24 protein-coding genes are annotated in these 26,097 nt (G+C 43.8%); 23 read left to right on the forward strand and 1 reads right to left on the reverse strand.

The genetic code is table 11. The features are described from left to right. Positions 1 to 169: 169 nt before the first annotated feature. Positions 170 to 3,337: a DUF3427 domain-containing protein gene (locus DN599_RS17150; RefSeq protein ID WP_110458811.1), complete on the reverse strand. Its 3,168-nt coding sequence runs from the start codon at positions 3,335 to 3,337 to the stop codon at positions 170 to 172. Positions 3,338 to 3,735: 398 nt separating this feature from the next. On the opposite strand from DN599_RS17150, the gene DN599_RS17155 reads away from it, so the two are divergent. The 23 genes from DN599_RS17155 to DN599_RS17260 all read left to right on the forward strand — a co-directional run. Then, positions 3,736 to 4,377 (forward strand): LysE family translocator, encoded by a 642-nt coding sequence (locus DN599_RS17155; RefSeq protein WP_204165148.1) that lies wholly within the window; start codon positions 3,736 to 3,738, stop codon positions 4,375 to 4,377. Between the two features lie 516 nt (positions 4,378 to 4,893). Next, positions 4,894 to 5,658, forward strand: coding sequence for a bifunctional 2-polyprenyl-6-hydroxyphenol methylase/3-demethylubiquinol 3-O-methyltransferase UbiG (gene ubiG / locus DN599_RS17160; protein WP_110458813.1), 765 nt, complete (start codon positions 4,894 to 4,896; stop codon positions 5,656 to 5,658). Positions 5,659 to 5,850: 192 nt separating this feature from the next. Further along, complete coding sequence (mioC, locus tag DN599_RS17165; protein ID WP_110458814.1) at positions 5,851 to 6,291, forward strand: FMN-binding protein MioC; 441 nt, start codon at positions 5,851 to 5,853, stop codon at positions 6,289 to 6,291. A gap of 483 nt (positions 6,292 to 6,774) precedes the next feature. Then, complete coding sequence (mnmG, locus tag DN599_RS17170) at positions 6,775 to 8,664, forward strand: tRNA uridine-5-carboxymethylaminomethyl(34) synthesis enzyme MnmG (protein ID WP_110458815.1); 1,890 nt, start codon at positions 6,775 to 6,777, stop codon at positions 8,662 to 8,664. A 102-nt stretch (positions 8,665 to 8,766) separates the two neighbouring features. Continuing rightward, on the forward strand, positions 8,767 to 9,390 hold the full coding sequence (gene rsmG, locus DN599_RS17175; RefSeq protein ID WP_110458816.1) for a 16S rRNA (guanine(527)-N(7))-methyltransferase RsmG: 624 nt from the start codon (positions 8,767 to 8,769) through the stop codon (positions 9,388 to 9,390). 101 nt (positions 9,391 to 9,491) lie between these two features. Beyond that, positions 9,492 to 10,280: a ParA family protein gene (locus tag DN599_RS17180; protein ID WP_110458817.1), complete on the forward strand. Its 789-nt coding sequence runs from the start codon at positions 9,492 to 9,494 to the stop codon at positions 10,278 to 10,280. A 10-nt stretch (positions 10,281 to 10,290) separates the two neighbouring features. Continuing rightward, positions 10,291 to 11,169, forward strand: a complete 879-nt coding sequence (locus DN599_RS17185; protein ID WP_110458818.1) for a ParB/RepB/Spo0J family partition protein — start codon at positions 10,291 to 10,293, stop codon at positions 11,167 to 11,169. A gap of 223 nt (positions 11,170 to 11,392) precedes the next feature. After that, positions 11,393 to 11,776, forward strand: coding sequence for an ATP synthase subunit I (locus DN599_RS17190; protein ID WP_110458819.1), 384 nt, complete (start codon positions 11,393 to 11,395; stop codon positions 11,774 to 11,776). A 12-nt stretch (positions 11,777 to 11,788) separates the two neighbouring features. Further along, a complete protein-coding gene (gene atpB / locus DN599_RS17195) occupies positions 11,789 to 12,619 on the forward strand; it encodes a F0F1 ATP synthase subunit A (protein WP_110458820.1) in 831 nt (276 codons plus the stop codon). Between the two features lie 32 nt (positions 12,620 to 12,651). After that, positions 12,652 to 12,909 (forward strand): F0F1 ATP synthase subunit C, encoded by a 258-nt coding sequence (gene atpE, locus DN599_RS17200; RefSeq protein ID WP_110458821.1) that lies wholly within the window; start codon positions 12,652 to 12,654, stop codon positions 12,907 to 12,909. 27 nt (positions 12,910 to 12,936) lie between these two features. Further along, positions 12,937 to 13,407 carry a F0F1 ATP synthase subunit B gene (gene atpF, locus DN599_RS17205; RefSeq protein ID WP_110458822.1) on the forward strand — a complete coding sequence of 157 codons (471 nt, stop codon included), beginning with the start codon at positions 12,937 to 12,939 and terminating at the stop codon, positions 13,405 to 13,407. A 16-nt stretch (positions 13,408 to 13,423) separates the two neighbouring features. After that, on the forward strand, positions 13,424 to 13,957 hold the full coding sequence (atpH, locus tag DN599_RS17210; protein ID WP_110458823.1) for a F0F1 ATP synthase subunit delta: 534 nt from the start codon (positions 13,424 to 13,426) through the stop codon (positions 13,955 to 13,957). Positions 13,958 to 13,971: 14 nt separating this feature from the next. After that, on the forward strand, positions 13,972 to 15,513 hold the full coding sequence (gene atpA, locus DN599_RS17215; RefSeq protein WP_110458824.1) for a F0F1 ATP synthase subunit alpha: 1,542 nt from the start codon (positions 13,972 to 13,974) through the stop codon (positions 15,511 to 15,513). Positions 15,514 to 15,561: 48 nt separating this feature from the next. Further along, the gene (gene atpG, locus DN599_RS17220) at positions 15,562 to 16,422 is read left to right on the forward strand and encodes a F0F1 ATP synthase subunit gamma (RefSeq protein ID WP_110458825.1); all 861 of its coding nucleotides are present in this window, start codon (positions 15,562 to 15,564) and stop codon (positions 16,420 to 16,422) included. A 35-nt stretch (positions 16,423 to 16,457) separates the two neighbouring features. After that, positions 16,458 to 17,834 carry a F0F1 ATP synthase subunit beta gene (gene atpD, locus DN599_RS17225; protein WP_110458826.1) on the forward strand — a complete coding sequence of 459 codons (1,377 nt, stop codon included), beginning with the start codon at positions 16,458 to 16,460 and terminating at the stop codon, positions 17,832 to 17,834. A 31-nt stretch (positions 17,835 to 17,865) separates the two neighbouring features. Beyond that, positions 17,866 to 18,294 (forward strand): F0F1 ATP synthase subunit epsilon, encoded by a 429-nt coding sequence (locus tag DN599_RS17230; protein ID WP_110458827.1) that lies wholly within the window; start codon positions 17,866 to 17,868, stop codon positions 18,292 to 18,294. Positions 18,295 to 18,459: 165 nt separating this feature from the next. Beyond that, entirely contained in the window at positions 18,460 to 18,819 is a 360-nt protein-coding gene (locus tag DN599_RS17235) for a DsrE/DsrF/TusD sulfur relay family protein (protein ID WP_420820878.1), read from the forward strand. A 122-nt stretch (positions 18,820 to 18,941) separates the two neighbouring features. Further along, complete coding sequence (glmU, locus tag DN599_RS17240; RefSeq protein ID WP_110458828.1) at positions 18,942 to 20,306, forward strand: bifunctional UDP-N-acetylglucosamine diphosphorylase/glucosamine-1-phosphate N-acetyltransferase GlmU; 1,365 nt, start codon at positions 18,942 to 18,944, stop codon at positions 20,304 to 20,306. A gap of 225 nt (positions 20,307 to 20,531) precedes the next feature. Next, positions 20,532 to 22,670 (forward strand): TonB-dependent receptor, encoded by a 2,139-nt coding sequence (locus DN599_RS17245; RefSeq protein WP_110458829.1) that lies wholly within the window; start codon positions 20,532 to 20,534, stop codon positions 22,668 to 22,670. Between the two features lie 209 nt (positions 22,671 to 22,879). After that, positions 22,880 to 23,650 carry a DeoR/GlpR family DNA-binding transcription regulator gene (locus tag DN599_RS17250; protein WP_110458847.1) on the forward strand — a complete coding sequence of 257 codons (771 nt, stop codon included), beginning with the start codon at positions 22,880 to 22,882 and terminating at the stop codon, positions 23,648 to 23,650. 43 nt (positions 23,651 to 23,693) lie between these two features. Further along, the gene (gene glmS, locus DN599_RS17255; RefSeq protein ID WP_110458830.1) at positions 23,694 to 25,523 is read left to right on the forward strand and encodes a glutamine--fructose-6-phosphate transaminase (isomerizing); all 1,830 of its coding nucleotides are present in this window, start codon (positions 23,694 to 23,696) and stop codon (positions 25,521 to 25,523) included. Between the two features lie 135 nt (positions 25,524 to 25,658). Next, positions 25,659 to 25,955, forward strand: coding sequence for a PDDEXK family nuclease (locus DN599_RS18665; RefSeq protein WP_162599237.1), 297 nt, complete (start codon positions 25,659 to 25,661; stop codon positions 25,953 to 25,955). 59 nt (positions 25,956 to 26,014) lie between these two features. Continuing rightward, positions 26,015 to 26,097: transposase (locus DN599_RS17260; RefSeq protein ID WP_162599239.1), on the forward strand; the 83-nt coding region annotated here is incomplete at its 3' end.

Consider the following 26,097-nt stretch of genomic DNA (forward strand, 5'->3'; position numbering starts at 1 on the left):
GCTAAGTTTGTTCGAGCTTACATAGCATTATAAAAATGCGTTAATTGAACATGCCTTTATATAGCGCCTTGGGAACAACTTAGCCTTTGCAACTCTCTATAACTATCTGCAATAAAATGGAATTTAGATTTATGTTTTGATTGATTAATTGATAAGCAGAGGCTCTTTGCTAGCCAACAGATAATTTAGCGGCGTCATGCCACATTACATCAGGTATTGGATGCTCTAATCGCCATGTGATATTCATCGGTTGTGAACCGCTATAGCTGACATAATGTACTTTGCCAAAATTCACGAATCCCATAGTGCGGCCATTTTCGTCTTTTGACTGCTCTCGAACAAACAACAGTATGGTTTTCCTTAGCTTTTGTTGCTCAATATAACTCAGGCCTCGACCACGTTCTGGCCGTGCGCTATTTTGTGATTGCCAGTGAAAAAGATGCTCGCTAATGGCATAGTCGTGATACATGGTTGTCGGTGAAAACTGCTTCTCTGATTTGTTTAACGTTACAAATAAGCATTCAAGATTTTGGTCATTAATAGCAAGCACACCTTCTCTTGAAGGCGATTTAGCTACAAATGTGCTTGCACCGATTGCTGCTAAAATTTGCTCACGAGTATAACGAGAATGCACTTTCAATGCGCTGGGCTGCGCCAATTCCAAATCCATTTCTTGATGGTGTATCCGGTTGATCAGTATCGCCAATACTGCCAACAATTCTTCCTGTAACGGCTTATTGCGTAGCATCAGCAAACTAGCCGCTAAACTGTTAACGTTTAAAGCCGTACCTGACTTATCCCAAAAGTTGTAATGACACATCAAAGCAAACTGATTTTGAATAGAATCCACCCCATTAAAGACAAAATCATTTTCGCATAACTGTTTGATAAATTTTAAATAGGATAATGACGTGCAACTGAGTAAGTGGAAGTTAATCGCGCGATAATAAGCTTTAGCTAAATCGGGCTGAACTGCAGGTTCTGCAATCTTATTTCCCTGTACGGCCTCGGCTAACAAGGTCCATCCACTTTGGCCATTAATCTTTATGCGATAAATATCTTCAAGACTTACTTGCGGGTTCATGCGTAAAAAATTGCCTAACGTGAGCGGCAAGTCAGTTTGATGTTTAAAGTTTGCCATTAGACTGGTGAATCGATTGGCATTGAGCGTAGCTCGGCTAATATTACGCAAAATCATCGACTGCGCTTTCTCCTCAAGTTCAATTCGGCACCCTAGTGGTAGATGCGGAAAATCATTCAGAACTTCATCTTTAATCGACTGATTGGTTTTACCTACTAACGCTCTAAATTTCTGTGAGAAATCATATTCATCGCGTGAATTGCCAACAAAATCTAATATCGTACAGCACTGTTTATCATCGGTGAGACGCAAACCACGGCCAAGTTGTTGCAGGAATATAGTCAAGCTTTCCGTTGGCCGTAAAAATAACAAGGTATCGACCTCTGGAATATCGACACCTTCGTTGAAAATATCCACCACACACAAAATGGATAATTTGCCACTAACTAAGCTTTGCCGTTTTTCGTGGCGCTCTTCACTATTATCACTGGTCAGCACATCGGCGCTAATCTTTGATAAATTGAACTTTTTCGCCATATACTCGGCGTGTTCCTTACTTACGCAAAAGGCTAACGCCTTAATATTATTTATATCTGTTACAGTTTCAGCTAGGCTGCGAATAATACGCGTCACACGCTGTTCATTATGAGTATATAAATTGCTCAGTTCAGCAACATCGTATCGGCCACGGCTCCAACTTAGCTTGCGAAGATCTGTCTCATCATCGATCGCAAAATATTGAAATGGACATAAATGCCGTTGATTGATGGCTTCGGGTAAACGTATTTCTGCGGCAATCACACCGCAGAAGTCAGCCAAAATATCGACACCATCATGACGCTCTGGTGTAGCCGTAAGCCCCAATAAAATCGTCGGCTCAAAATGTTCTAATAGTCCTCGGTAACTACTCGCAGCAACGTGATGGACTTCATCGATGACAATATAATCATAAAAATCAGCCGCTAATGGCAGGTTATCAAGTTGCAGATTCAAGCTTTGAATAGATGCAAATAAGTGTTTGTAACTATTTGGTTTATGCTCTGCTACCCATAACTCGCCAAATTGATTATTCCTTAACACACCGCGATAAGCACTGAGGGCTTGCTGTAAAATTTCTTGCCTATGGGCAACAAATAGAAAATTGGCTTCTGGATGTTGTTTATAAAATCGCGCGAAATCGAACGCAGATATAATAGTCTTACCCGTGCCAGTTGCCGCGACGATGAGATTTTTAAAACGGCCATGAACGCTTCGTTCTACAGCAAGCTGTTCGAGGATTTCTCGCTGATGCGCAAACGGCTTAATGTCAAAATGAAATGAGCTCGATTCGGTACTACTGCCTTTTGCTTCTTTGAGTGCATTGTTTAACTTTTCTTTACTGCTCGCATCACCGCTAAAAAGCTCAAATTCGTTCGATTCCCAGTAAGTTTCAAAGGTACTGAGTGATTTATCAATGATGTGGGGAATTTCTTGGGTGGTGATCTTAAGGTTCCACTCAAGCCCGCTAGTCAATGCAGAATGCGATAAATTTGAAGAACCGATATAACCAGTATGAAAACCCGTATTCCGTAAAAATAAATAGGATTTTGCATGCAGCCTTTCGCGTTTAGTGTTGTAACTTAATTTTACTTGGGTATTGGGTAAACTGGCTAGAAACTCGACGGCCTTAGCATCAGTCGCGCCCATATAAGATGTCGTGATGATGCGTAACTCTTTACCACTGCGCGTAAATTCCTCAAGTTCATTTTTGAAGATACGAATACCCGCCCACTTGATAAATGACACCAGCCAATAGATTTTATCTGATGAGCGGATCTCACGTTTAAGCTCACTTTCAAGCGATAATCCCGCATTACTACCACAAAAAAGCTCACTCTGAGTGAGCCCTGTTAATGGAAATATGGCGGCCGTATATTTAGGTAAATCAGTTGCAATAGGATTTTGCTTGTTAAAGAGAGCCGTGAGTATCCGGCCTTGGCTATCGATGAGATTTTCATCAATAAAATCATCATCGTTAATGTGCTCTTTGAGCCACATCACTAACCGATTAGCCAAACTGATTTGATTGATAACTTGGTTTTCATCTGCGGGAACAGAATTAATCACATATTCAATGACTTTAGTCAAAAAACGTGAGAGCCAAACACTTGCCTCAGCAACTTCTAGCTTCCTTTCCCCAACAAAAAATATGTCCTTATCTAAGCGCTGCTCAATGAGTTGAGTAATAAGCTTTTCGTAAATCCCGACCTGTTCCATAGCCAGATATGCCCCAAGACTAACAATCAAAGTGCTAGTGAATATATCACATAAGAAATTGATTCAAGATGATATTTTATATAATGGCTTTATATTTAGCTTAGGGATAAATACCACTTAGACTTTGACTCATAATATCCACAGCGCAAACCTGTTTAGCCTTGAGTAAAATACACAGTAGAAATAGTATTGCTCAGCTCACCAGCTTTCAGGCATTAGCCACTAATCACTAATATTAAACTGTGAAGCTCAACTAAAAATACGCAGTTAATTCCACCATCGTAAACCTGCCCTGCCAGTGATTTATGGATTTAAATCCCTTGTCACTTTCATTTTTAATCGATCGCTGTAAAATCCGCGCCTTGTTTTAGTCTTTAACCTTAAGCAGTCCATTTTTGATGATCGATCTCAACCTACTACCACTCTATTTAACCACTGTAATTGCGCTGCTGCTGATCCCTGGCCCTGACATGCTATTAATCGCCAGTTCTAGCCTAAGCTATGGTAAAAAGGTGGGGGTTTATGCCAGCTTTGGTAATGCCACATCGGGGCTTATTTTGACATTGCTGGCGGCACTGGGCGTTTCTGCAGTCATAGCGGTTAATCCATTAGCTTTAGAACTACTTCGTATATTAGGTGCCGCCTACTTATTGAAGATGGGATGGGATTGTATTCGCAGCAGTGCGGCCGATGCCCCGCAAATTGAGCAACAAGATAATATTGCTAAACAATTGTACCGACGTGCGGTGATGAGCAATCTGCTCAATCCTAAAGCGTTGATCTTTTTTGTATTGTTTTTACCTCAATTTGTCTCGACTCAGCTAGCTACGAGCTCTGGCCAGCAAATGTTAGTCTTAGGTCTATTACTCAATGTAATGGGATTACTATTTAATCTATTATTGGTCGCTATGGTGGGTACATTAGGTAAGTCATTACTTAATAATGATAAATTTAGACAAAATCAAAATAAGTTTATGGGGATCATCTTTTTTGCTTTAGCCATTTGGCTTTTGGTATCACAGGTTAAAAGTATTAGTTAACCCAGCTTTAACGCGTTGTTGGCTGCTGTACTTATATAAGCTTACTAGTATGAATATCAGCTTATGGGCAATTAGCCGCCGACCAACGCACGCCTTTTACCTGCTAATTACCCGGTGTTGTTTAAACCACACTTTGACACGGACTAATGAAAGTAAAGCCGCCTCACCTGAGTGTTCAAAACACTCAATAATGCTAAAAGTCGTCTATTGAAGTAGTGGCGATTCAGCCATTAAGTCATAGCCACAAAATAAACGACTTAACCACCCCATTCTTTCCCCTATAAACAGCTATCACTGAGCGCCCAGCGCTTGCCTCTTTTACTACACTGTTAATGATTGATAAATCTGCAGCGCTATACCATTCGTCACTTGGTGCCATGACTAACCTTCCTTTAGCCTAATATTAATGATGGCTCCGACAAATAATGACGATTAAGTATCCACAGATTTAGGTGAACTATCGTCACCGTTTTGTACGTATATAATCAACTAACCTGCAAATAGAAATGGATCTTTATGTTAGATAAAAGCCAGCTGAGCAATAGACCCAAGATGCTCGATCAACAAGCTGAAATCGCCAAATTTGATGCTCTAGCGCGGGAGTGGCGCGATCCTAAAGGTAAATTTAAGCACGTATTAGCCTTTAATCAGACTCGCTTAACCGCCATAGAAGATGCCATAGCAGGTCATTATCAACGAGATTTAACTCAAGACGTCTGCTTCGAAGGTTTGTCGATCTTGGATATTGGTTGTGGTGTAGGCCTACTATGCGAACCGTTAGCCAGTCAGGGCGCCGATGTCACCGGTATCGATGCCAGCGCCCATAATGTGTTATTGGCACAACGACATGCTAAAAGTTGGTCGATCAAAGTCGAGTATCAACATTGCTTAGCCGATGATTTACTGAATAAACCACTCCAATATGATGTGATTTTAAATACCGAAGTGATTGAACATGTCGACGACCAACGCCAGTTAATCGATGTGTGTTGTCAGCTGTTAAAACCAGGAGGATTATTGGTGATGGCGACCCTCAATCGCACGATAAAATCCTATCTTATCGCCATTATCGGGGCTGAGTATGTCATGGGGTACCTACCCAAGGGCACTCATGATTGGCGTCATTTTGTGAAGCCACAAGAGATAGATAACATGATATCGCGCCACGGATTAACCACCATAAAAGTGGAAGGAATGCGCTTTAACCCATTTTTCAACCAATGGAAAACCAGCCGCCAACCCGACGTAAACTATTTGCTCTATGCCCAAAAACCGCTTTAAAACTGGCTAGCAGAGACCCCTATCACATTATGTGGTATGGCATTTATTTATCGTTATAAGCTACTTACCTACAAGACCTAAATGGGCTTTTCACTTATGATGCCATAATGGCTTAGATTGACATTAACTCGGTTTTAATCGGTTAATGCAGCATAAAGCTTAATCATCTTATGACTCAATATAGGAAAAATAATGGCAAAAATAGAACTGATTGTCGGTACAACACTGGGCAGTGCCGAGTATGTTGCCGATGAATTAGCGGCACAATTAGAGGCTTTAGATCACCAAACTCAGGTGCATTTAACTCCAGAACTGAGCGATCTTGACCCTAAATGCCTATGGTTAATCGTGTCATCAACCCATGGTGCAGGCGATCTACCTGACAATATTCAGCCTTTTTACGAAGAAATCGTAGCCAAAAACCCCGATCTTAGTCGAACCAAATATGCTTTGTGTGCCATTGGCGACTCCAGCTATGACACTTTTTGCCAAGGGCCTGAAAAATTAATTGAAGCGATCGAAAATTGCGGTGCACAAGTCTATGTGGATAAGATCCAGATCGATGTGCAATACGATCCCATCCCTGAAGAGCCAGCTCAGGCTTGGTTAAGCATCTGGCAAGATCATCTCTAACGATCCCATATCCGTATAACTTGAGTAATAGCCCACAGATTAGATCAACCTTATCCACATATTACGTTTAAAAATGATAAATGTGTGGATAAGCTATTATTTGATCATGATCTAACTCTGTATTATTCACTGCCCCCGATGACCAAAGATCCCCCTTGTGGATAAGTAGGCGATCTATCCCCAAGCTTACGCCAGTTAGATCGCGATCAGATCACAGGATCAAAGTGACGCGATCCATTGATATAAAAGGTGAATTAGAGTTATCCACCGAAAAGTGCAATCCTAATAGTAAACATAATAAAGGATCTATATAAAGATCTTAAGATCTATTAAGCAGATCCACTTGAGATCGAAAGGACTAAATTGATCTTTCACCAAATGCCTTCCAAGTGCTAAAATACTCGGCTACTCGATGGTTCGTTTGTCGGTAGCAAATATCAATCTACTTTCAATTTCGATACAGGTTTTATTTAAGGTACTGTGATGCATTTTCATGAACGGTTTGATGTAATTGTTGTAGGTGGCGGTCATGCCGGAACCGAAGCTGCATTGGCATCTGCTAGGATGGGGTCAAAAACATTATTGTTGACCCACAACATTGATACCTTGGGACAAATGTCCTGTAATCCGGCAATTGGTGGGATTGGTAAAGGCCATTTAGTTAAAGAAATCGACGCCTTAGGTGGCGCTATGGCCATAGCGACAGACCATGCGGGTATTCAATTTAGAACCCTAAATTCGAGCAAAGGCCCCGCTGTTAGAGCCACCAGAGCTCAAGCTGACAGAGCCCTTTATCGAGCTAAGATCCAACAGATTTTACAAAACCAACTTAATTTACGTTTATTTCAACAAGCGGTAGATGATCTCATTGTTGAAAACGATCGCGTTGTAGGGGTTGTAACCCAAATGGGCTTAGCATTTGAAGCACCTGCGGTAGTGTTAACTGCTGGAACCTTCCTGAGCGGTAAAATTCATATCGGGCTAGAAAACTACAGCGGAGGACGCGCTGGCGATCCACCATCGATCTCTTTGGCGCAGCGATTACAAGAACTGCCTATCCGTGTAGGACGTTTAAAAACGGGTACGCCACCACGTATCGATGCCAATACCATTAATTTTGACTTGATGAGCGAACAAAAAGGTGATGATCCATTACCTGTAATGTCGTTTATCGGTGATGTAAAAGATCATCCTCGTCAGGTCTCTTGCTATGTAACCCATACTAACGAGCGTACCCACGACATTATTCGTAGCGGACTCGACAGAAGCCCGATGTATTCAGGCGTCATCGAAGGTATTGGTCCACGTTATTGCCCATCGATTGAAGATAAGATCAATCGCTTTGCAGACAAGACCTCACATCAAATTTTTATTGAGCCAGAAGGGCTTAATACTAACGAGATCTACCCTAATGGTATCTCGACCAGTTTACCTTTTGATGTGCAGTTAAACTTGGTCCGTTCGATCCAAGGCATGGAGAATGCGCAGATTATTCGCCCTGGCTATGCCATCGAATATGATTATTTTGATCCGCGCGATCTCAAAAACTCACTCGAAACTAAAGCAATAAGCGGACTCTTCTTTGCTGGCCAAATCAATGGCACCACAGGTTACGAAGAGGCTGGCGCTCAGGGTTTACTTGCTGGCATGAATGCATCACTGCAGGTGCAAGGCAAAGAGTCTTGGTGTCCACGTCGTGATGAAGCCTATCTTGGTGTTCTGGTTGATGATCTATCAACCCTTGGCACTAAAGAGCCCTACCGCATGTTTACTAGCCGCGCGGAATACCGTTTATTACTGCGTGAAGACAATGCCGATCTGCGCTTAACCGAGAAAGGTCGTGAACTGGGATTGGTTGATGATAACCGGTGGGCTAAATTTAATGCTAAGCGTGAAGCCATTGAGCTAGAACTTCAGCGTTTACGCAGTCAGTGGATCCACCCTAATTCACCTTTGGTCGATGCGTTAAATCCACACCTTAATACGCCCATTACGCGTGAAGCGACTTTTGAAGATTTACTACGTCGTCCTGAGTTAGATTATCCTAAGTTGATGAGTATTGAAGGTTTTGGTCCTGCTATTGAAGATCGACGAGCTGCTGAGCAAGTACAAATTCAGGTGAAATACTCTGGTTATATTCAACGCCAACAAGATGAGATTGATAAAGCGATTCGTCATGAAAAGACTCGTCTGCCGTTGGAGCTTGATTATCAAGAAGTGCCGGGATTATCTAACGAAGTGATCGCCAAATTAAACGATCATAAACCTGAAACCGTCGGCCAAGCGTCGCGTATTTCTGGTATCACACCTGCCGCGATCTCTATTTTGTTGGTCCATCTTAAAAAACGTGGTTTGCTCAGAAAGAGCGCATAAAACCAAGCTGTTGATTGGTATCAGTCTAGATGGTAAGCCTTGGTGCTTCCCATCTAGGCTCGTCCGCTTCATAATATCCCATTGTTTATCGAGGATACGTCTGTGTTATCAGCCCAATTAGATACTTACCTTGCCGAAATCGAGATGACGGCAACGCCAGAGCAAAAACAACAGCTGCTCGACTTTGTTGCCATGTTGGCTAAATGGAATAAAGCCTACAATCTAACGTCGGTGAGAGAACCCGAACAGATGCTGATCCGTCACATCATGGATAGCCTTGCGGCAAGCAAACATCTTGTTGGAGAGCGCTTTATCGATGTGGGCACAGGTCCCGGATTACCCGGTATTCCGCTGGCGATTATGAATCCCGATAAAACCTTTGTACTACTTGATAGTTTGGGTAAACGAATTCGATTTCAGAAACAGGTTCAATTTGAACTTTCTATCGGTAATATAAGCTCGGTGGAAAGTCGTGTTGAAGCCTATCAACCTGAAGAAAAGTTTGATGGCGTATTAAGCCGTGCATTTGCTTCAATTCAGGATATGTTGCATTGGTGTCACCATTTACCGAAAGATACTGGCTGTTTTTACGCGCTAAAAGGCCAATTAAGTGATGATGAAATGGCACAACTACCTGAAGGCTATAGCGTTACCCATGTATTCGAATTAAAAGTACCTCGTCTCGATGAGCAGCGTCATTTGCTCAGAGTGGTTAAAAACCCCTAGGCTCGAGGTCGATGACAGTTGCATTATTTAATCAGTTCAAGCAATTTGATAGCAGAATAAACTGACCCTAAACCAGCTAACAAGATAGACAGGATAATATTGTGGGTAAAGTGATAGCCGTGGCCAACCAGAAAGGTGGTGTCGGAAAAACAACAACTTGTGTGAATTTAGCTGCATCTTTGGCTGCCACTAAGCGCAAAGTTTTGCTTATCGATCTTGATCCTCAAGGTAACGCAACTATGGGGAGTGGTGTCGACAAATACAGTGTCGAAAATACCGCCTATGAGCTGCTCGTTGAAGAAAAAAGTTTCGATGACATAGTGTATCGCGACACAACGGGTAAATACGATCTGATCGCCGGTAATGGTGACGTGACCGCTGCCGAAATTAAGTTGATGGAGTTTTTTGCCCGCGAAATTCGTCTTAGAAATGCACTTGCGCCTATCAAAGATGATTACGACTTTATCTTTATTGACTGCCCACCCTCGCTCAACATGTTGACGGTCAATGCCATGTCGGCTGCCGATTCAGTGCTTGTGCCTATGCAGTGTGAATATTACGCCCTCGAAGGTTTAACTGCACTCATGGACACCATCAGTAAGCTAGCCGCTATGGTTAATCCGGGGCTGTCTATCGAAGGGATCTTACGCACCATGTACGATCCGCGTAATCGATTATCAAATGATGTATCTGATCAACTTAAACAGCATTTTGGCGATAAAGTATATCGCACAGTGATCCCACGTAATGTGAGACTGGCCGAAGCCCCCAGTTTTGGTGCTCCGGCTATGTATTACGATAAGTCTAGTGCGGGGGCAAAGGCTTATTTGGCACTAGCAGGTGAAATTATTAGACGTGCAGAGCAACATTCTCAGTTAGAGCAAGCTTAAGGAAAAATTGATGACACCGAAAAAACGTGGCTTAGGTAAAGGATTAGATGCACTGCTAAGCACTAGCCATGCAGCGGCTAAAAATGTGACCTCACAGGATACAACGAGTGACAGCCATGAAGAGCTAAAGATGATTGCCGTGGACTTGCTGCAACCGGGTAAGTACCAGCCTCGTAAAGACATGTCACCCGAAGCGCTAGACGAGCTCGCTGAGTCTATTCGTAATCAAGGTATTATTCAGCCTATCGTAGTGCGCCATATTTCTGATCAAGGATATGAGATTATTGCCGGCGAACGTCGCTGGCGTGCGTCACAGTTAGCTAACTTAGATAAAGTGCCTTGTATCATTAAACAGGTGCCCGATGAGTCGGCTGTCGTGATTGCATTAATTGAGAATATCCAGCGTGAAGATCTTAATGCGATGGAAGAAGCAATTGCATTAAACCGTTTAATTGAAGAATTTGACCTCACCCATCAACAAACTGCCGATGCTGTAGGAAAGTCGCGGACCACTGTATCTAATTTATTACGTTTGAATGGTTTAAATGAGCCAGTAAAACGCATGTTAGAGCATGGTGATATCGATATGGGCCATGCCAGAGCGTTACTTGCTGTCACTGGTGAAGAGCAGACTACACTGGCTAGATTAGTGAACGCTAAAGAGTTAACTGTTCGAGAAACTGAACGATTAATTAATAAAACCTTAAATCCACCTGAAATCGTCGATAAACCAGCAAAAGATCATGATGTTGCCCGTTTAGAGAGTCAGTTAATTGAAAAATTAGGTGCCAAAGTTTCTCTTACCCATAATAAAAAGGGTAAAGGTAAAATGGTAATTAACTATCAAAACTTGGCTGAATTAGATGGTATTATTGGAAAAATCCGCTAATTATTACAAGTTAACGCAATATTATGTAATTTTGTGATATCTGTTAATCTGCCTCTTTTAGACTTTTGGAGTAGATCACGCGAAAAGTCTCGATTTTCCCTACCTTAAACTTGCTTTGAATGACCGAAAAGGTATACTTTCGCAAGCTTTTTGTACCTCGGGTTTGTGCGGATATTTATAATCCGTATATAGAAACAAAAAGTATGAATGCGGAGAAGGCAAATTGAGCAAGGTTTTAGCACATCGTGGCCGGTGGTCAGCTTATAAATTAGTTTTACTACAGGCAGCGATGACTGGATGTGTTTCTATTTTCTTTTTCGCTATGTGGGGGGAACAGTATGGTTTATCTGCTTTGGCAGGTGGCGCTATTGCTGTACTTCCTAATTTTGTGTTCGCAACCCTTGCTTTCTCCCATGTGGGAGCGCAAGCATCAGGAAAAGTCGTACGTTCTTTTTTCCTGGGGGAAGCGGTAAAGTTGCTGTTAACCATTGTGTTTTTTTCACTAGCATTTGGTTTGATGAAAGCGTCATTTATGCCGTTATTCGTCAGTTATCTACTTGTGTTAATCGTACCGTGGACAGCCCCTTTATACCTCAAACAAAATTAAGTGGGATTAATCATGGCGACAACTGGGGATGATACGTTAACTATAACGGCTTCCGACTATATCCAGCATCACCTGACTAATGCGAAAATGTGTTCCGCCGATGGTGGAATTGCTTTTAACTATGCATGTCAAGATGCGGGATTTTGGACTTGGCACATTGACTCACTTTTGTTTTCAGTTGGTCTAGGGGTTCTATTTTTGTGGTTATTCTACAAAGTAGGACGCAAGGCAACAATTGGTGTTCCAGGCAAGCTTCAATGTTTCGTTGAAATCTGCGTGGAAGGTGTAGATAAAATTGTAAAAGACTCATTTCATGGGAAAAATGCAGTTATCGCACCATTAAGTCTTACTATTTTCGTCTGGGTTTTCCTGATGAACTTAATGGACTTAGTCCCTATTGACTTTGTTCCTGAGGCCGCAAACAGATTATTAGGCGTACCTTACCTAAAAATTGTACCTACAACTGACTTGAATATTACTCTGGGCTTAGCTCTAAGTGTATTTGCGTTAATTGTTTTTTACAGTATTAAGGTTAAAGGTGTTGGTGGGTTCACTAAAGAACTGACTATGCAGCCTTTCAATCATTGGGCACTGATTCCAGTTAACTTTATTTTGGAAACAGTCACCTTGATTGCGAAGCCGATTTCATTATCGCTTCGTCTGTTTGGTAACCTGTATGCAGGTGAGTTGATCTTTATTCTGATAGCGCTGATGCCTTGGTGGGCGCAGTTTGTTTTATCAGTGCCTTGGGCAATTTTCCATATTTTGGTTATTACCCTACAGGCGTTTATCTTTATGATGCTTACGATTGTATATCTAAGCATGGCACATGAAGACCATTAATTTATTAAAATTAGATATTTACCGGAGATAAAATGGAAACTGTAATTAGTTTTACAGCAATAGCTGTCGCAATTATGATTGGCTTAGCAGCGCTAGGTACTGGTATTGGCTTTGCTATTCTAGGTGGTAAATTCCTAGAAGCTTCTGCTCGTCAACCAGAGCTTGCTCCTGCACTTCAAATTAAAATGTTCATTGTAGCTGGTCTACTTGATGCGATCTCAATGATTGCAGTTGGTGTTGCATTATTCTTCGTATTCGCTAACCCGTTCTTAGATCAATTAGCTGGCTAATCGTCCCCTTAGAAAGGAGTTGTCGTTATGAGTATTAACGCTACCCTGCTAGGCCAAGCGATTTCTTTTCTTCTCTTTGTGTGGTTTTGCATGAAGTTTGTATGGCCGCCATTGATGAACGCTATCGAAGAACGCCAAAAGAAAATTGCTGATGGTCTAGCTGATGCAGGACGTGCTGCAAAAGATTTAGAGTTAGCTCAGGTGAAAGCCACAGAGCAACTAAAAGACGCAAAAGCAACAGCAAACGAAATTATTGAGCAAGCGAATAAACGCAAAGCTCAGATCGTTGATGAAGCAAAAGTTGAAGCTGATACCGAGCGAGCGAAAATCATTGCTCAGGGTCATGCCGAAATTGAAAACGAACGTAATCGCGTGAAAGAAGATCTACGTAAGCAAGTAGCAGTATTAGCTATTGCTGGCGCAGAAAAGATTCTTGAACGTTCGATTGATGAAGCCGCACACAGTGACATAGTTAATAAACTTGTTGCTGAACTTTAAATAAGGAGCTTGAGTTATGGCTGAAATAACCACCATCGCTCGTCCTTACGCAAAGGCAGCTTTTGATTTCGCTCTTGAACAGAAAGCAGTAGAGAGTTGGGCAGAAATGCTGAACTTTGCCGCATTGGTGAGTGAAAACGAAACCATGCAGCCTTTATTGTCTGGCTCTTTAGCCAGCAGTAAGCTTGCTGAACTCTTTATTGGAGTTTGTGGTGAGCAGATCAATGAGCAAGCTCAGAATCTGTTAAAGGTAATGGCTGAAAACGGTCGTTTAGTTGCGCTACCAGCTGTTGCTCAACAATTTGTTGAGATGCAACGTGAGTATGCTAATGAAGTTGAAGCAGACATTGTTTCAGCTACAGAGCTAACCTCTGAGCAACTACAAGAGCTGAGCGCTTCTCTAGAGAAACGTCTAGCACGCAAAGTTAAGCTGAATTGCAGCATAGATACCAGCCTTATTGCTGGTGTAATTATCACGGCAGGAGACTTAGTCATTGACGGCTCGGTCCGCGGAAAAATTTCGCGTCTGTCTGATACGCTGCAGTCGTAATTGGGAGTTTGAGCATGCAACTGAATTCCACTGAAATCAGCGATCTGATTAAACAGCGGATCGAGCAGTTCGAAGTCGTTAGTGAAGCTCGCAACGAAGGTACTATCGTTGCAGTAAGTGACGGCATCATCCGCATCCACGGCCTAGCCGACGTGATGCAGGGTGAAATGATCGAGCTGCCTGGCAACCGTTTTGCAATCGCGTTGAACTTAGAACGTGATTCTGTCGGTGCCGTAGTAATGGGCCCTTATGCCTCTTTGGCTGAAGGCGATAAAGTTAAAACAACAGGCCGTATTTTGGAAGTACCTGTTGGCCGTGGTCTATTAGGCCGTGTAGTCAACACTCTAGGTGAGCCAATTGACGGTAAAGGACCTATCGATAGCGATGGTTTCTCACCTGTTGAAGTAATTGCACCTGGTGTAATTGAGCGTAAATCAGTTGATCAGCCAGTACAAACTGGTTACAAAGCTGTTGACTCTATGATCCCTATCGGTCGTGGACAACGTGAATTGATCATTGGTGACCGTCAGATCGGTAAAACCGCTCTAGCGATCGACGCCATCATCAACCAAAAAAATTCTGGCATTAAGTGTGTGTACGTAGCCGTAGGCCAAAAGGCCTCTACAATCGCTAACGTAGTACGCAAGCTAGAAGAGCATGGCGCCTTGGCTAACACCATTGTTGTCGTTGCTACAGCTTCAGAAGCTGCTGCACTGCAATACTTGGCACCATACTCTGGTTGTACCATGGGTGAATACTTCCGTGACCGCGGTGAAGACTCACTAATCGTCTATGATGACCTGTCTAAGCAAGCAGTTGCTTACCGTCAGATCTCATTGCTGCTTAAGCGTCCTCCAGGACGTGAAGCATACCCTGGTGACGTATTCTATCTTCACTCTCGTCTGTTAGAACGTGCTTCACGTGTAAACGCCGAGTATGTTGAGAAGTTCACTAAAGGTGAAGTTAAGGGCAAAACAGGCTCTCTAACCGCACTGCCGATTATTGAAACTCAAGCAGGTGACGTTTCTGCATTCGTACCGACTAACGTAATTTCGATTACCGATGGTCAGATCTTCCTTGAAACCGACCTATTTAACTCTGGCCTACGTCCAGCGGTTAACCCAGGTATCTCAGTTTCTCGTGTTGGTGGTGCAGCGCAGACTAAGATCATCAAGAAACTGTCTGGTGGTATCCGTACCGCTCTTGCACAGTATCGAGAGCTTGCAGCGTTCTCACAGTTTGCATCTGATCTTGACGATGCAACTCGTGCTCAACTTGAGCATGGTGAGCGTGTTACCGAACTAATGAAGCAAAAGCAATATGCTCCAATGAGTATCGCTGATCAGTCTGTGTCTATTTTCGCAGCTGAAAAAGGTTACTTGAAGAGCGTTGAGCTGAACAAAGTTGGTAACTTCGAAGCGTCTCTGCTCTCTTTCATGAACAGTGAACATGCTGACCTAATGAAAACCATCAACGATACTGGCGATTATAATGCCGATATCGAAGGTGCGTTGAAGGCTAGCTTGGACAAGTTCGTCGAAACCCAAACCTGGTAAATTTTAGAGGTGCCTCAGGCACCTCAGGTCCAGAATTGGAGAGTAAAGATGGCCAACGCTAAAGAGATTAAAACCAAGATCGCGAGTGTTAAAAACACTCAGAAGATCACGTCTGCAATGGAAATGGTTGCCGCGAGCAAAATGCGTAAAGCACAAGATCGCATGTCAGCTAGTCGTCCATATGCAGAAAATATGCGTAAGGTGATCGGTCACGTGGCGCAAGGTTCTCTCGAATATAAGCATCCATATTTGGAAGTGCGAGAAGCTAAGCGTGTTGGTTACATTGTGGTGTCAACCGACCGTGGTCTTTGTGGTGGTCTGAACGTCAACCTTTTCAAGAAGGTTGTCGCAGACGTAAAGAAGCAGCGTGAAGCTGGTGCAGAAGTCGAATTCTGTGCAATTGGTGCACGTAGTGCGCAATTCTTCAATAGCTTTGGCGGACAGGTGTCTGCTTCTGCTTCAGGTTTAGGCGATGCCCCAAAGCTAGCCGACCTGATCGGAACAGTGCGTGTAATGCTACAAGCTTACAACGAAGGCAAACTGGACCGTTTGTACGTAGTATTCAACAAGTTTGTAAATACTATGACGCAAACCCCGGTGATCGAGCAGCTGCTACCTTTGCCTAAGTCTGAAAAAGATGAGTTTACTCATCAGTGGGATTATATCTATGAGCCAGATCCAAAAGTATTGTTAGATACTTTGTTGGTTCGTTTTGTTGAATCTCAGGTTTATCAAGGTGTTGTTGAGAATATTGCATCTGAGCAAGCGGCCCGTATGGTTGCTATGAAAGCTGCAACAGACAACGCTGGTGAACTTATTGATGACTTGCAGTTGGTCTATAACAAAGCCCGTCAGGCTGCGATTACGCAAGAGTTGTCGGAAATTGTTTCAGGTGCTGCCGCCGTTTAGGCTAGGTAACGAATACAAGTTTTAGAGGATTAATCATGAGCACAGGTACTGTTGTCCAAGTAATTGGCGCGGTTGTGGACGTAGAGTTTCCACATGATGCCGTACCTCAGGTATATGACGCTCTAGAGATCAAAAGTGAAGGCTTGGTGCTGGAAGTCCAGCAGCAACTTGGTGGTGGTGTAGTTCGTACCATCGCTATGGGTTCTTCAGATGGTCTGCGTCGTGGCCTAGAGGTTGTAAACTCTGGTTCACCAATTACTGTTCCGGTTGGGTCTGCGACCCTTGGCCGTATTATGAACGTATTGGGTGAGCCTGTTGATGAAGCGGGCCCAATCGGTGAAGAAGATCGCTATGTGATCCACCGTGAAGCTCCTTCGTATGAAGATCAATCAAGCACCACTGAACTTTTAGAAACGGGTATCAAGGTTATCGACCTTGTATGTCCATTTGCTAAGGGTGGTAAAGTTGGTCTGTTTGGTGGTGCTGGTGTTGGTAAGACCGTTAACATGATGGAACTTATTAACAACATCGCTAAAGCACACTCTGGTCTATCAGTATTTGCCGGTGTAGGTGAGCGTACTCGTGAGGGTAACGACTTCTACTACGAGATGGAAGATTCTGGTGTTCTCGATAAAGTGGCCATGGTTTATGGTCAGATGAACGAGCCTCCAGGAAACCGTCTACGTGTGGCACTGACAGGTCTAACAATGGCCGAGAAGTTCCGTGACGAAGGTAAAGACGTTCTTTTCTTCGTTGATAACATCTATCGTTACACCTTGGCGGGTACTGAAGTATCTGCACTGCTAGGCCGTATGCCATCAGCAGTAGGTTACCAGCCAACATTGGCTGAAGAGATGGGTGTACTTCAGGAGCGTATTACATCGACTAAGACAGGGTCTATTACCTCTGTTCAAGCCGTATACGTACCTGCGGATGACTTAACGGATCCATCACCAGCAACAACTTTCGCTCACTTAGATGCGACTGTTGTATTGTCACGTAACATTGCTTCACTGGGTATTTACCCAGCGGTTGACCCATTGGATTCGACTTCTCGTCAGCTTGATCCACAGGTTGTTGGCCAAGAGCATTACGATGTTGCTAACGGTGTTCAAACCGTACTTCAGCGCTACAAAGAGCTGAAAGATATCATTGCGATTCTCGGTATGGATGAATTATCTGATGAAGATAAGACGACTGTATTCCGTGCTCGTAAGATTGAAAAATATCTTTCACAGCCTTTCTTCGTTGCTGAAGTATTCACCGGTTCTCCAGGTAAGTACGTTTCTCTTAAAGACACCATTCGTGGCTTTAAGGGGATTCTAGAGGGTGAATTCGATCACCTTCCAGAGCAAGCGTTCTACATGGTTGGCTCAATCGACGAAGCTGTTGAGAAAGCTAACAAAAAATAACTAGGTCTTTGATTTAGTTTAAGGAGAACGGATGGCAGCCATGACAGTACAGCTTGATATGGTAAGCGCAGAGAATCATATATTTTCTGGTCGAGTAGCTCAGCTACAAATTTCCGGAATAGAAGGCGAGCTAGGTATTATGCCTGGTCACGCGGCTCTGCTAACAAGTATCAAACCTGGCATGGCGCGCATCGTCAAGCAAAATGGAAGCGAAGAGGTGTTTTATCTTTCGGGTGGTATCCTGGAAGTACAACCTTCTTCAATTTCAGTATTGGCTGACGTCGTTATGCGTGCCGATGAGATTGACGAGCAAGCAGCAGCTGAAGCTAAGCGTCGTGCAGAAGCCCATATGGCAAATGCTGGCGCAGACTTTAACTATGCAGCAGCAGAGATTGAGTTAGCTCAAGCAGTTGCTCAGCTTCGCGTTGTCGAAACCATCAAAAAGAACATTGCCAGATAAGGTTATTGTTTGATTATGAAAGGCGGAAACCGAAAGGTTTTCGCCTTTTTTGTATCTAAAAATAAACCAACAATAATAAGGATCTTTTTTGGACGTGAGCCAGTTAAGTCTTTTGGCATTTAATCAGTGTTATTCTTTTCCCTTTCTACTTTAGCAAGAGGTTTTATGATGCAACAGATTCTCATTATCGTGAATGATGCCCCTTATGGCTCTGAGAAATTATTTAATGCATTACGTTTGGCGATACAACTCAATGAACAAGAATCTTCACCAGCAAAGGTAAAATTATTCTTGTTATCAGATGCGATCACCGCGGTACTACCTAAACAGAACCCTAGTGAAGGCTATAATTTGCAACAGATGCTAGAGATCGTTATCGCCCAGGGGGGGGAGGTGAAATTTTGTGGTTCTTGTATGCAGGCTCGTGGACTCAGCGACTTGGTGGTGATTGAAGGGTGCCAAGTTGCCACTATGGATGATTTAGCCCAATGGGTATTAACCACTGATAAAAGCGTGACTTTTTAACGATTAACAATGAGTGATGCTTTAATGGGGGGGAAGTCGCTTTTACATGCTCAATCCATTAAAATCACCCCCACAAAAGTTGACCTCATTATTTAAACCAGCATTAGCTCAAGGATAACCCCATGGCACTGAATGTAGTGATTTTGGCCGCAGGCAAGGGAACCCGCATGCGCTCAGATCTCCCGAAAGTTCTTCACCCTATTGCCCATAAAAGTATGGTGCAACATGTGATTGATACCGCGCATAACGTGGGCAGCGATACGATTCAGCTGGTGTATGGCTATGGTGCTGATAAGTTGCAAGCGAGCTTAGGTGAGCAGCAACTTAACTGGGTATTACAAGCTGAGCAACTGGGAACGGGTCACGCTGTGGCACAAGCCAATGACAATATTAATGATGACGATACCGTGCTGATTTTATACGGTGATGTGCCCTTGATTCAGCCATCGACTCTCGAGGCGCTACTTGCTGCCCGTGCAGCGAATGGCTTAGCTATCTTAACCGTTAACCTGCCTAACCCAACGGGATATGGCCGTATCGTGCGCGATGCGGGTAAAGTCGTTGGTATTGTCGAGCAAAAAGATGCCAATGCCGAGCAGCTAGCCATTAATGAAGTGAATACCGGTATTATGGCTGCGCCAGGTAAACAGTTAAAAGAATGGCTGGGGCAATTATCAGCGAATAACGCGCAAGGTGAATATTATCTTACCGACATAGTGGCTATGGCTCATCGCGATGGGGTTGCGATTACCACAGCCCAACCAGAGTCCGCTATCGAAGTGGAAGGCGCTAATAATCGCGTACAGTTAGCCCAACTTGAACGTGCTTATCAAGCCCGCGCCGCTGAAAAACTGATGCTGGCTGGGGCTAACCTTAGAGATCCTGCGCGTATCGATATTCGCGGTGATGTCAGTGTGGGTATGGATGTGATGGTCGATGTGAATGTGATATTCCAAGGTAAAGTGACCATAGGTAATAACGTGACCATTGGCGCTGGCGCGATTTTAATTGACTGTGACATTGCCGATAACGCTGAAATCAAACCTTATTCGATTGTTGAAAATGCCATTGTTGGCGAAAAAGCCAGCGCAGGGCCTTTTGCACGTTTGCGCCCCGGCGCCGAACTTAAACGTGATGCCCATATTGGTAATTTCGTAGAGATGAAAAAAGCCGTGTTAGGTGAAGGCTCTAAAGCGGGGCATCTTGCCTATATTGGCGATGCGCAAATTGGTGCGGGAGTGAATATCGGTGCGGGTACCATCACCTGTAATTATGATGGCGCCAATAAACATCTTACAGTGATTGAAGACAATGTGTTTGTAGGTAGTGACACTCAGCTTATTGCGCCTGTCACCATAGGTAAGGGCGCTACATTGGGGGCGGGTTCAACCATAACCCGTGATGTAGCGGCCGATGAGTTGGTCATTACTCGCGTCAAGCAGCGCCACTTAAGCGGCTGGACTCGTCCCGTTAAGCTTAAGAAGTAAAACAGGGTATTAAGTTTGGACTTGAGTCCAACAATTAAGCGACCTTACAGGGTCGCTTTTTTATTGCCAGCTCATTGAGGTGCATGAAATTTAACCGTTAAGGCGCAATAAATTGAACTGGCTCACTTTGCATTGTAAAGAGATGTAAAGAAGCTTAAATAAAAACAATTCTCATTTATATTTAGCGCAACTTTTTCTGTTGTCGTTTTTAGTTATGGGGTTGTTATGTCAATGAAGGGCGCTACGTTTAAATACTCGAGTGTAGGTTTAGCTGTTGTAGCTGCATTAGCTAGTGTGTCTGTTTCGGCTGATGAAGCGGGCAATACTACTGCCGATGCTAGCATAGAACGTATTACGGTTACCGGCCGTACCTTTAACGATTATAAAGTGGGTGTAGCTTCTGGCGCTATGCGTGGCGATATTGACTTAATGGATACCCCTCAATCAGTTACCGTTATCCCTGATTTCGTCACTGACGAGCAACTGGCCACTAACCTTTCTGAGGTGTTGGTTAATGATTCCAGTGTCACCGGTGGTAGTGAAAAATGGAACCGCCAAGTGTTTAATATTCGCGGTTTTGAACTATCTTCAGGTTCAGGATTCTTGATTAACGGCCAGCAACAGTGGTCTCACTATGTACAACCTATCGAGACATTACAGCAGGTTGAGGTCTTAAAGGGACCATCTAGTATGCTATATGGTCAGTCTGGTCCTGGTGGACTTATCAATATGGTAACTAAAAAAGCCAGCGGTGAATCATTACTTGAGCTTGGTTTCGATACTGACGAATATGGATCTACCCGTCTAAAACTCGATGCTGGTGGTAGTTTAAATGAAGCACAAACTATGCGCTATCGCACTGTGTTGGTTAAGCAAGATACACAATACTGGCGTGATTATCAGGATGACACTAATCAAGAGCGTGATCGTTGGTTAGGCTACTTAAATCTAGAGTTTGACATTACCGACGATCTTCTTTTGTCACTCAAATATGATCATACCCAAGATAAAACCGGTATTGACCGTGGCGGTTGGTTAAATAGTGACGGTGAGTTGATTGGTGGCCGTGACATTATCTGGGATATGCCATGGGCGTTTACCGACAATACTATTACTAATTTGGGCGCCGAATTGACCTACCACATCAATGATGATTGGAAAGTTAAAGCCGGTTATAACGACCAACAGTTTAATCGTCAGCGCTTAGACTCATTGCCAAGTTTAGCTAAAGGTTCTGAAGATCCATTTAAAGATGGTTATACCATCAGCCCATTCGATCGTTATGACGATTGGCAGCACAAAACTGGCTTTGTTGATATCACGAGCAAGTTCAGCACGGGCAGTTTTGAGCATCAGTTCTTAATCGGCGCCAATATGCTTGACTACTATTATGGTCAGTTAAAAGATGCTGGCACTAGAGGTCAACCCGTGATGCCTGGCCAACCACTCCCTAGTCCCGATCTGGATTATCACAGAGACAGTACCAAGTCTGAGAGTGATTACAAACATTATGGTTTCTACATTCAGGATCTCGTGAGCATTAACGACAGCTGGAAGGTATTGGCGGGCGTGCGTTATGACGAGCAGAAAAAAGAGGGTGAGGGTAATAATAGCTATGCCGTGTCGCCTAAGTTTGGCGTGATCTACTCGCCAACGGACAACGGTAGCATCTATGTTAACTACTCCAAGAGCTTCACGCCGCAAGGGCAAGTTAACGATGCCGAAGATATTAACGATAAGATGAACCTTAATCCTGAGTATGGTGAACAATACGAAATCGGGACTAAGTGGGAGTTTTTTGATGGCAGCTTGCTATTGACGGGTGCCGTATTTGATATCACAGTCTCTAACGTCACTGTCACCGAAGAGCTTGATGTTATCTCTAGCGCGGGTAAGCAAACCATTACCACCCAAAGCGGCGAGCAACGCCATAAAGGCTTCGAGGTAGGTGCACAGGGACAAGTCAGTGATCAGTGGTTTGTAACTAGCTCTATGATGTACCTTGATGCAGAGTATGTTCGTCCCGAAGCTGATAGCTTAAACGGTAAGACACCAGTGGATGCGCCTGAATGGTCGGCAAACGTCTGGACTCGTTATGAGATGACTGATGATTTAGCGTTTAACTTTGGTGCTATTTATGTTGGTGAGCGTTTTGCCAACACCAGCAACAGCATCAGCAAAGATAGCTATGTACGTTTCGATATGGGGGCAGCTTATACCATGGACGTCATGGGCAGTGATGTCAGCGTACGCCTGAATGTGAAGAACCTATTCGATACCGATTACCTAGCGGGTGGCACTAATACCGATGTTACGGTAGGTGAAGGGCGTCACTTTGGTTTGGCGTTAGAAGCTAAGTTCTAAACAAGCTAAGTGTGGGAGAAGCCAAATGGCTGAGCCCGATTAATATTTAATATTTAATATTGCTGTAAGCTAAAGCATACTCATTAAGCCTCTATCTTTCGATAGGGGCTTTTTTATGATCGATTTTTACAAAGTTGGCTTTCGATACTGACAAAAAAGTTTCGTTTCATTATAATCAGCTTTCGAAACGAAACTTAACCGCCACTTTTATGAATAAACGCAACACTCAACAGCGTCGACATAGCATTATCGCCATCCTCAATGAGCAAGGTGAAGTGAGTGTTGATGAGTTATCGTTACGTTTCGATACCTCTGAAGTTACCATTCGCAAAGATTTAGCCGCTTTAGAAAAAACCGGTCTTTTGCTGCGCCGTTACGGTGGCGCGGTTGCCATGCCCGATGAAGTCACTCAGCAATTTAGTGCTAAGGTTGCACCTAATAAATTAGCCATTGCCGCAGCAGCGGCTAAATTAATTAAAGATCATAATCGCATCATTATCGACAGTGGCAGTACGACCTCTGGTTTAGTGCAGCAGCTTAATGATAAGCGTGGCTTAGTGGTGATGACCAATGCGCTGCAATTGGCCAATGCCATACATGAGTTGGAAAACGAACCGACATTATTGATGACTGGTGGCACCTGGGACCCGCACTCTGAATCCTTTCAAGGACAAGTTGCCGAACAGGTATTACGTTCATATAACTTTGACCAACTGTTTATCGGCGCTGACGGCATAGATCTCGAGCGTGGCACCACGACTTTTAATGAATTGACCGGCCTGAGCAAAGTGATGGCCGAAGTCTCGCGCGACGTTATCGTGATGGTTGATTCAGATAAAGTTGGCAAACGAATACCGAATTTAGAGTTGGCATGGCAACAGATAAGCGTGCTGGTGACCGACGACCGCATTGATTGCGCGGTGGTGAAAAAAATTACCGAGCAAGGCGTAGAAGTGATCTTAGCGCCTTACTCAAACTAATTATTACTTTTAAATCTTAAGATTAGCGTGTAGGAAAAACATTATGTGTGGAATTGTTGGCGCAGTAGCGCAACGGGATGTTGCAGAAATTTTGGTCGAGGGGTTACGTCGCCTCGAATACCGCGGTTATGACTCGGCAGGTGTGGCGGTTATTCACAATGGCGAGCTCAAGAGCACTCGCCGCGTAGGTAAAGTGCAGGAGCTCTCTTGCGCGCTAGAGCAAACGCCATTAGCGGGCGGCACAGGTATCGCCCACACTCGTTGGGCTACCCATGGTGAGCCAAGTGAGCGTAATGCCCATCCACATCAATCATCTGGCGACATTGCCGTGGTGCATAACGGCATTATTGAAAACCACAATAAACTGCGTGCAATGCTAAAAGGCTTAGGTTACGTATTTACCTCTGATACCGATACCGAGGTGATTTGTCACTTGGTGCATCACGAGCTTAAGTCGCACGATACCTTATTGGCAGCGGTACAGGCGACGGTAAAACAGCTAGAAGGTGCTTACGGCACTGTGGTGATTGACCGTCGTGATTCTGAGCGCATGATCGTGGCACGTTCTGGTAGTCCGTTGGTGATTGGCTATGGCTTAGGCGAAAACTTTGTCGCCTCCGATCAGCTAGCACTATTACCAGTGACTCGCTCTTTTGCTTTCTTAGAAGAAGGCGATGTGGCCGAAGTGACTCGACGCCAAGTCTCAATTTTCGATATTGACGGTAATCCTGTTGAGCGCGAAGTGAAAGAGTCTGAAGTGACTCATGATGCGGGTGATAAAGGCGAATACCGTCACTATATGCTCAAAGAAATTTATGAGCAGCCACGTGCGATTGCCCATACCTTAGAAGGGCGTATTGCTGGTGGTCAGGTATTGGACTCGGCGTTTGGCGACAATGCAGCAGCGTTTTTAAAAGACATTAAACACGTGCAGATCATTGCCTGTGGTACCAGTTATCACGCCGGAATGGCGGCGCGTTATTGGCTTGAAGATTGGGCGGGTGTGTCATGCAATGTCGAAATTGCCTCTGAGTTCCGTTACCGTAAATCTCACCTGTTTCCCAATAGCTTGTTAGTGACTATCTCTCAATCGGGTGAAACGGCCGATACGCTTGCTGCACTGCGTCTTGCTAAAGAGATGGGTTACAAAGCCACCATGACCATCTGTAATGCGCCGGGTTCATCTTTGGTGCGTGAATCTGATATGGCTTACATGATGAAAGCGGGCGCCGAAATTGGTGTTGCGTCAACCAAAGCCTTTACCGTGCAGTTAGCCGGACTGCTGATGTTAACGGCTGTGATTGGTCGTCATAATGGGATGTCTGACGAGATGCAAGCAAAAATCACCCAGAGCCTACAATCTATGCCAGCCAAAGTGGAGCAAGCACTGGGCTTAGATGACGCCATTGCCGAACTGGCGGAAGACTTTGCCGACAAGCATCATGCCCTGTTTTTAGGCCGTGGCGATCAGTACCCTATCGCGATGGAAGGTGCGCTAAAGCTAAAAGAGATCTCTTATATTCATGCCGAAGCTTATGCTTCAGGTGAGCTTAAGCATGGCCCGCTAGCACTTATCGATGCCGATATGCCAGTGATTGTCGTTGCACCAAACAACGAGTTACTGGAAAAGCTTAAGTCAAACGTGGAGGAAGTGCGTGCCCGCGGTGGGTTAATGTATGTGTTTGCCGACAAAGATGCCAAATTTGAGTCAGACGACACCATGAAGGTGATCCCCATTCCTCATTGTGATGAGTTTATGGCACCACTGATCTACACCATTCCATTACAGTTACTGTCATATCATGTGGCACTGATTAAAGGTACCGATGTGGATCAGCCACGTAACCTAGCCAAATCGGTGACAGTTGAGTAAAAGACAACTTTTGCTACATCGATAGTGTGCGTTCATAATAAAGTTTGATATTTTATAATATAGTTTGATAATTGTTAATATAGTTTGATATTTTTTAGCCTCCTGTTACTCTTCATTGAGACAGGAGGCTTTTTTATGCGTGACTCAGAAAGACCACTAGATTCAAACGATGAAAAACGACTAAAAACTAGAGGTCTTGGGTCTGGTCGTCATTATGAGCCTTTCATCAAAGTTCATGAAATAAGTAGTAAAGGTGAGAGTTTTCGTATTTTAGGACGAAATTCAACTCGTCCTCATCATTTGCTTTCACGCCTTGAACTCTCCGCTTTCCTTGTTTTTGACCGATACCAATCTACGACAGATATCAAAGAACAGTACCCTTTACCCATTGTTGATACTTTAAGTATCTGTGAACGATTGGGGATATGGTAAGCCCCTAGAACAATAGACACTTCATAGAGTTATAATGAACCAAAAATATGAGGTGTTACATGCGCGGAAAACGTTATCCTGATGAGTTCAAAATTGAAGCCGTCAAACAAGTCACTGAACGTGGTTATAAAATCGCTGATGT

It is taken from the genome of Shewanella algidipiscicola (assembly GCF_900380485.1).
Taxonomy (GTDB): domain Bacteria; phylum Pseudomonadota; class Gammaproteobacteria; order Enterobacterales; family Shewanellaceae; genus Shewanella; species Shewanella algidipiscicola.